The sequence below is a fragment of the Vibrio sp. OPT46 genome (assembly GCF_015163535.1).
Lineage (GTDB): Bacteria > Pseudomonadota > Gammaproteobacteria > Enterobacterales > Vibrionaceae > Vibrio > Vibrio alginolyticus.
Map to the genome: position 1 here is coordinate 1 of NZ_JADDYG010000010.1, position 7,327 is coordinate 7,327.

Sequence of the window (7,327 nt, forward strand, 5' to 3'; positions counted from 1 at the left end):
TATTACATAATGCGTTCCAGATAGATGACTTAGTGCTGTCATTTGAGTGTCCGAACAACATATATGAAGGACATGTATACCAGGATCTTGTTAATTTATAACAGTTCGATGTTGAATCAAAAATAGAGAGGCATGAAAGGTTTATAAAATTAGCTACGGTATATTTTTTGTTTCAGAAGAAAATATTAAACCCTTTATTTCCTATTAACAAATAAGGTGGATTATATATTAGTCTACGGGTTAAATCTACTGGAGAAGATATTGATAATATTAGTCAATTGTCCTCATTTTTAGAGAGAGAATATTATGATTTTATCATGCCCCGGAGCAAAGTGAAGGCTCTATGAGGGGGTATCATACAGACTTGATGAAAGAATTGACTAAGCGTGCTAATAAACAATGGGGAGAAATTCCAGAAAGTGAAGACCGAAAAAGAGAAAAAGAAGAATATTTAATTAGAGGTTTCTTAAGTGGTTATCCACCAATAAAGTGTGAGCTAGTTGAAGTTGGAAAAAACAAATACTCAAAATACTCAGAAGGTAATATTAAGTATAAGAGTGAATTACGAAGAGTATACAATTTACCCATAAAAAATGAATTCTACCTGAGCATCGAGTTTTGGTATAAGTACGAATCGATGTTTGCTAAGCAAAAGTTTTTAGATTGGGTGAGAAGTGCTGATGAAACTTTTGAAAAAAAAGTATTGGAATTACTGGATTTGTCTCCGCTCATCGACTCGTATATAGCCAAAGCGGTAAAGGGATTGAACGAAAAAACTAAGACAGAGTAACACAGCGTCAAGAAAAGCTAGCAAAGTATGTAGCCATGAGAGAAAAATGAATCAAATTGGATGTCTATTTACCTTTGTACGCCATGGCGTATATAAAGCCAATGGATTTAGTAGAGAGCTTATCACAAATATCAATACATATTTAAATAACAAGAGATATAAATATGAATTTTATCAAAATCCTTAAAGATGGGTTTAGAGGGAAACCAGATTTTGCAAACTTGTTACATAATGTATTCCAGATAGATGACTTAGTGCTGTCATTTGAGTGTCCGAACAACATATATGAAGGTCATGTATACCAAGATTTTATTGAATTACAACGGTTCAATATTGATTCAAAAGTAGAGCGGCATGAAAAGTTTATAAAATTGGCCACGATTTATTTCTCTTTTCAAAATAAAATAATAAATCCACTATTACCAATCAATAAACAAGGTGGTTTATATATTCGGTTAAGGATTAAATCTTCAGATAAATATATTACTAGTGTTAATGAACTATCTTCATTTATAGAGAAAGAGTACGTGGATTTTTATCATGCTGTAGAGTCACCTGACGGCTCTCGAAAAGGTGATCATACAGAGTTGATGAATGATGCCATTGCGTACGCAAATCATCGTTGGGGAATGGACCCGATAAACGAAGAAAAAAAGAGAGCGAAAGAAGAGTTCCTTGTAGGAGAGTTTCTTCGTGGTTACCCTCCAATCAAATGCCAAGATATCAAGATTGGTGAAAATACATTTTCAAAATATGTAGAAGGAAATTTGGAGTATAAAAAAGACTATCGAAGAGTGTACAATTTGCCTATCAAAAATGAGTTTTACTTTAGTATTGAATTTTTATATGAAATCGAGCCTATGTTTGCTCAAAAAAAGTTTTTAGATTGGGTAAGACACGCGGATGAAATCTTTGAAAAAAATGTTTTAGAGTTGCTAGCACTGTCTCCGCTTATTGATTCACATACTACCTCCAAATCCGAAAGGTTGACAAAAAAAAGTTGATCCAGAGCGTTCATACTTAACTTAAAGAAAAAAGCCCGCGAAAAATGCTTTCACGGGCGAAAAAAGGGCACCAAATTGGGTGTCTATTCATTTTGGAGGTGGTCGAACGTCCATATAAAACTGACAATAGGCTTGGTGAGAGGCTTACCACCAGCGCGACCAACGAGGCTAAAGTTAACATTGTTGTAATGATTGTTAAAATGTTAATTCTTCAATCAATGTTTTCATTATCGTGAGTTTAAATTGTGAATGTGTTGCCTGCGTGTATTTTTACTCTGTGAAATTCCGTTTTTGACAATAAGACATATTATAAATCTTGTGTTGGTTATTTGATTTGGTTATATAAAACTCAACATACTTAATCCTTAACTGTTCATATTCACACTTAATGAGACACAATAACCCTCTGTTTGTTAAGTGATTGTGTGTTTTTTAACGCATTGGTATTGAACAAAAAGCGACCTAAGCCGCTCTTGTGCATTTTGATAAGTTTACTTATCAGTCGTTTTAGATTTCTTCGTGCTTATGGACTAGGCCGAAGTCAGCTAAAATGGCATACGCAGCAGGGATCATAAACAACACCAGCAGAGTGGATGCGAAAATACCAAACACGATGGAGATAACCAGTGGTTGGATAACCTGTGCTTGCAAACTGGTTTCAGTCAGTAACGGAAGCAAACCTGCTGCAGTGGTCATTGATGTCAGGAATACTGCTCTAAAGCGTTCCCGACTGGCTTTGACTACTGAGTCGTGCACATTATCCCCTTCATCGACATGATGGCGTATGTACTGAACTAACAGAATCGAGTCATTCACCACAATCCCCGCTAGTGAGACAAAGCCCATCATACTCGGCATACTTAATGAGTGACCGAGTAGGATGTGTCCCCATACCACGCCAATAAAGGCGAGTGGAATCGCAAGCATGACGACGAATGGTTCCAAATAACTGCGGAATTGGTAACTCAGAATCGCAAACACGCCAAATAAACCAAGCAAGAAGCCTTTACCCATTGATGCGCCAGTTTCAGCGGTATCTTTGGCTTCGCCTTCAAAATCAAAGCGAAGACCAGGATACTTTTGCATAAGCTTTGGCGCCTCATCCTGTTGGAACTGACGAATAATGGCGGTTGAGTTGGCTTTCGTATTGTTGATATCGCCGAATACGCTCACAGTCCTCAAGCCATCAATGCGCTGGATTCTTACGTAATTACGTTGGAAATCCAAAGTCGCAATGGTTGCGAGGGGGATTTGACTGCCATCGGACAAGATAATCGGAAAGTTTGCCAATTGCTGTAAGTCACCGGCTTGTGCTTTATCGAGGCGAACTTCGATTGAAATGTTTTCTACCCCAACTTGGATCTCGTCTGCGGTTTGGCCAAAGAAAGCTGCACGCAATTGATTGGCGATGAGTTGGCCGTTAATCCCGTAAGCTTCTGCGCCCGGACGCAGTTTTACCAAGACTTCTTCTTTACCCATACGCATGTCATCCAACACGCCATGGACACCGTCAAACTCATTTAAGTATTGTTGAATGTCGATAGAGGCGGCTTTGAGCGCATCCAGTTCATCATGCTTCGCTCGAATTTCAATCGCTCGTCCACCCGGCCCCATGGTCGGTTGTTTAAATACCAGCGAGATAGGATCGGCAAGTTCACCAATGTCTTCACGCCATGCGTCGATAAATTCATCGATGAGTGTGTTACGACTCTCGGCGCCCAGCAAATCCAGACGTACCGTGGCAATGTGAGGGCCAGATTCATTCGCGTCGGCGTTAGCGTTGAATTGACTGGTAATGTGTAGAACCAATGGATTGCCGTCTTCCACTTTCTCTGTCCATTCTTTATCTAGCTTTTGAGCGGAAGCGACGATCTTATCGACGACAGCTTCCGTTTGAGACAGAGAAGAACCCGGAGGAAGAATAATACGCGCTTCTGCAATGTCGCCATCCAATTCAGGGAAGGGTTGGAACTTGAGTAAACCACCTACTAACGTGGCCGCGGAGATAAGAAGCAAGGCAACCACGCCACCCATAAAGGCATAGCGATACTCGACCACTTTATCCACTGCGTTGACCAAGGTGGTGTTGCGGAAGTTTTCAAAAGAAGCGAGCAGCTTTTGTTTGAACTTCGGTGTTTTTCGCTCTTGCTTTTGTTTGTGTAGTGAGTGAGAAAGGTGGTTAGGTAGAATCAAGAAGGCTTCCACCAAACTTAAACTCAGTACGAGGATCAGAACTTGAGGAACCGCTTTAAGTACCGCACCCATTTCACCTTGCAAAAATAACAAGCTACCGAAAATACACACCGTAGTTAAAAAGGAAGAGATGACCCCCGGCAGTACCTTTTTCACTCCTTTTATCACGGCATCATCGATCTCTTCTCCTCGGTCGAGGTGAGCGGCAATCGATTCGGCAATAACGATGGCGTCATCCATCATGATACCGATGGCCATGAGTAACCCGACCAAAGACATGATGTTGATGGACAGGCCAAGTTGCGCCATCAAAAATAACCCACCTAAGAAGGCAACAGGTAAACCAGCTGCGACCCAAAAAGAGTAGCGAAAACTAAAGAACAACCACATGGTGGCGAAGACCAGAATGATACCTTGCCAACCGTTTTTGACCATCATGGTCAGGCGATCCCAAAGCACGGATGAAAGGTCATTGGTCATTTGTAGCATCACACCGTCTGGCGCGATGGCTTGTTGTTCTTCGACAAATTGAGCAACACGTTCTTTAATGCGCAGTGCATCGTCTTCTTTGTTTTTGCTGACTTTTAGTAGGGCAGAAGGGTGACCATCGAAGAGGACTTTCTGTTCGTCCAATTCAAACCCGTCGGTAATCGTCGAAATATCTCTTAGACGGATGATTGAGCCATTTGTACCAGAGCCCACGACGATAGTCTCAAGCTCTTCCGGCGTCACGCGTCGTTCGTCAAAGCGGATCAGAAAGTTCTTATCTGGCGTTTCGACATTACCACTTGGCAACTTGACGTTTTGACGACCAATCTGGTCCGCAATATCACCAACACTCAAACCAAGTTGTCGGATAGCTTGAGTGTCTAACTCTACTCGGTATTGGTGGTCAGAGAAGCCAGCAACTTCAACCAAAGAGACATCGTAATCGATTTTTAACGTGCGTTTAAGCTGTTCGGCATACGCTTTTAGCTCTGGCCATGTGGTATCTGCGGTGATGGCGACATCCACAACTGGCTCGTTCAAATCGAGCTCTTGGACCACAGGAGATTCAATCTCTTGTGGGAAGTCGTTTATCGAGTTGATCTGGGTTTGAACATCAACCAGCATGCGGCCGATGTCGGCTTCTTCATTCAGTTTTAAGATAAGACGCGCAGAACCCTCAATCGCTTCACACTGAGTTTCTTTGATGTTGGCAAGGCCATCGACAGCATCTTCCATTCGGATACAGATGCTCTCTTCTACCTCTTGAGGGGAAGCGCCGGGGTAAACCACACCAGCTAGGATGTAGGGCGGATCAAACTCAGGAAAAGTTTCACGCTTAATCGTGGAAAGTGAAGAAATCCCCAATATCAGCAGCGTTAGCATCAGCAAGTTGGCTGCTGTTGGATGCTTGGCGAAGAATCGGATCATGAATCAGACTCCTCAATAGCCGTTTCTGACTGTTCAGGTGACTCTTTCAATAGCATGCCGTTAATCGCAGGCAGCAAATCGTTGATGATCAGCTTCTGACCTTGCTCTAGTTCACCATCGATCACCACTTGGTTATTGCGACGATATAACACTTCAACCGTGACGACTTGCAGACGGTTGTCATCTCCCATCAGGTAAATCTTATCGCCATGAAGCGCACGCTCTGGGATGACCCAACTCGGGTTCTCTTGTCCCTCAATCAAGGCACGCACAAACATGCCGTTCACCAATGGAGGCGCAGACGTTGGGTTTAATGCACGGTAGTCTTGTTCAATTTCCAGAATCACACCGGCAGTCGCTTGGCTTGGATCAACCGTTTCACTGATGCGTGCAACTTTCGCAGGCCAGCTTGCAGAGAGGTTACCGCTGCTGAGTTCAATGTTGGCATGAATCGCATTCATATCAGGTTGTGGAATACCAGATTCATCGCGGACAAACTCACCGATGCTCGCCGCCAAAGTTTGCATGTCATGAATGGATAGTTGAGCTTCCACTTCCATGACATCAATACCATGTCCTGTCACCATGGTTTGTTGGAGGTTAACCACTTGCTTTTTCTCAATTTCTACGTCAGCAATACGCAAATCGTAAGGAAGCGTGATGATGGTCTTATCAAGCGAGCGTTCGGCCTCATCCACTTTTGATGCATTAACTTTAACTAGGGCTTCCGCGACTCGTTTCTCATCCGGCATCAAACCAATTTGATTTTCAATATCCAGTACTAACTTACGTTGAGAGAGTGCGCTTTGCTCTTGCTGATCTACATCCGATTGAGACGTTAGGCCTTTTTTACGTAGGTTTTGCTTACGGTCTAACTCTTTGTTGGCGATAACCAGACGGTTGGCTTCTATCTTGAGGGTGCTTTTGAGATTCGCTTCTTCTTGGTTCAGCTTAGCCAGAGAGGTTTGGGCAGATTTGAGATCGGCTTGAGCTTGAACCAGTTTCAACTCGTAATCGAGCGGGTCGATGCGCAAGATTTCTGTCCCTGCTTGCAACACTTGTCCTTTTTCCAGTTGCGGATGGCGGTAGACCACTTTACCCGTCACTTCGGCTATCGCTTTCCATTCCACTTTTGGGGTGATCTTGCCAAACCCTATGGCTACTGGAGCAATGGCTTTTAGCTCAAGTGGAATCGTCTCGACCAACCGTGCACGATCTCCAGAGGGTTTTACGGGCAAATCTGGTTTGAGGCTAATCGCCAAAAACAGAATGACGACCCCCACCGCAAGAGCAGGAAAGAACAGCAGCTTTTTATTTACTTTCATATTGGTCGCCCGAGTCTAAAAATCCATGTTTCATCAGTTGTATGTTGTGTTCGAATAATCGGTTCAAGAAGGCTTCAGAAAGTTCAATGCCATGAATGGCGAGCAGTGCTGGTGGTGCCATAAAAGGAAACACCATCAAGCTGATGTAAGAGACGCGACAAAGTTTAGGGTCGGCGTCTTTTCGTAAAACGCCACTGTCGATCAACTTATCAAAGATCACGCCTTGCATTGGCTTGCTGATATCTGCGAAGACTTTTTCGAGCAGTTTGCGTTGGGTTTCCGATGGGGGCATATTCATAACTTGGGCAACTAAGCGTGGGAACTGTGGTACCTTGATCATTTCGCGGTAGTAGGTGCGCATTAGATCGAGAAAGTTTTGCTCGTTACTGTTGGATACCAACGTCTGCATCTGCTTTTGCATCGGTGACAGTGTTTCGCGCAACATGGTCTCGAACAAGCCTTCTTTGTTGCCAAAGTAGTAACGAATCATCGCCACGTTCACGCCTGCTTTCTGCGCGACTAGGCGAGTAGAGACCTTGTCATAAGCCATAATGGTGAAGAGTTCGCGCGCGTGGAAAATCAGTTTTTCCCGTGCGTCG

The 7,327-nt window shown here is 43.1% G+C and carries 5 protein-coding genes; 2 read left to right on the plus strand and 3 right to left on the minus strand.

Translation table 11 applies throughout. The features are described from left to right. Window positions 1–367 precede the first annotated feature (367 nt). Together IQR33_RS32040 and IQR33_RS01490 are read left to right on the plus strand one after the other, a co-directional pair. Window positions 368–790 (plus strand): hypothetical protein, encoded by a 423-nt coding sequence (locus tag IQR33_RS32040; RefSeq protein WP_228013703.1) that lies wholly within the window; start codon window positions 368–370, stop codon window positions 788–790. Between the two features lie 164 nt (window positions 791–954). Beyond that, complete coding sequence (locus tag IQR33_RS01490) at window positions 955–1,794, plus strand: DNAase (protein ID WP_193837903.1); 840 nt, start codon at window positions 955–957, stop codon at window positions 1,792–1,794. A 507-nt stretch (window positions 1,795–2,301) separates the two neighbouring features. On the opposite strand, the gene IQR33_RS01495 is transcribed toward IQR33_RS01490, so the two are convergent. From IQR33_RS01495 to IQR33_RS01505, 3 genes are all read right to left on the minus strand, one after another. Next, complete coding sequence (locus tag IQR33_RS01495; RefSeq protein ID WP_193837904.1) at window positions 2,302–5,403, minus strand: efflux RND transporter permease subunit; 3,102 nt, start codon at window positions 5,401–5,403, stop codon at window positions 2,302–2,304. Beyond that, window positions 5,400–6,728 carry an efflux RND transporter periplasmic adaptor subunit gene (locus IQR33_RS01500; protein ID WP_053349324.1) on the minus strand — a complete coding sequence of 443 codons (1,329 nt, stop codon included), beginning with the start codon at window positions 6,726–6,728 and terminating at the stop codon, window positions 5,400–5,402. The genes IQR33_RS01495 and IQR33_RS01500 overlap by 4 nt, the downstream gene beginning before the upstream one ends. Continuing rightward, the coding region (locus IQR33_RS01505; RefSeq protein WP_228013704.1) for a TetR/AcrR family transcriptional regulator at window positions 6,715–7,327 on the minus strand (613 nt) is incomplete at its 5' end. The genes IQR33_RS01505 and IQR33_RS01500, both read right to left, overlap by 14 nt.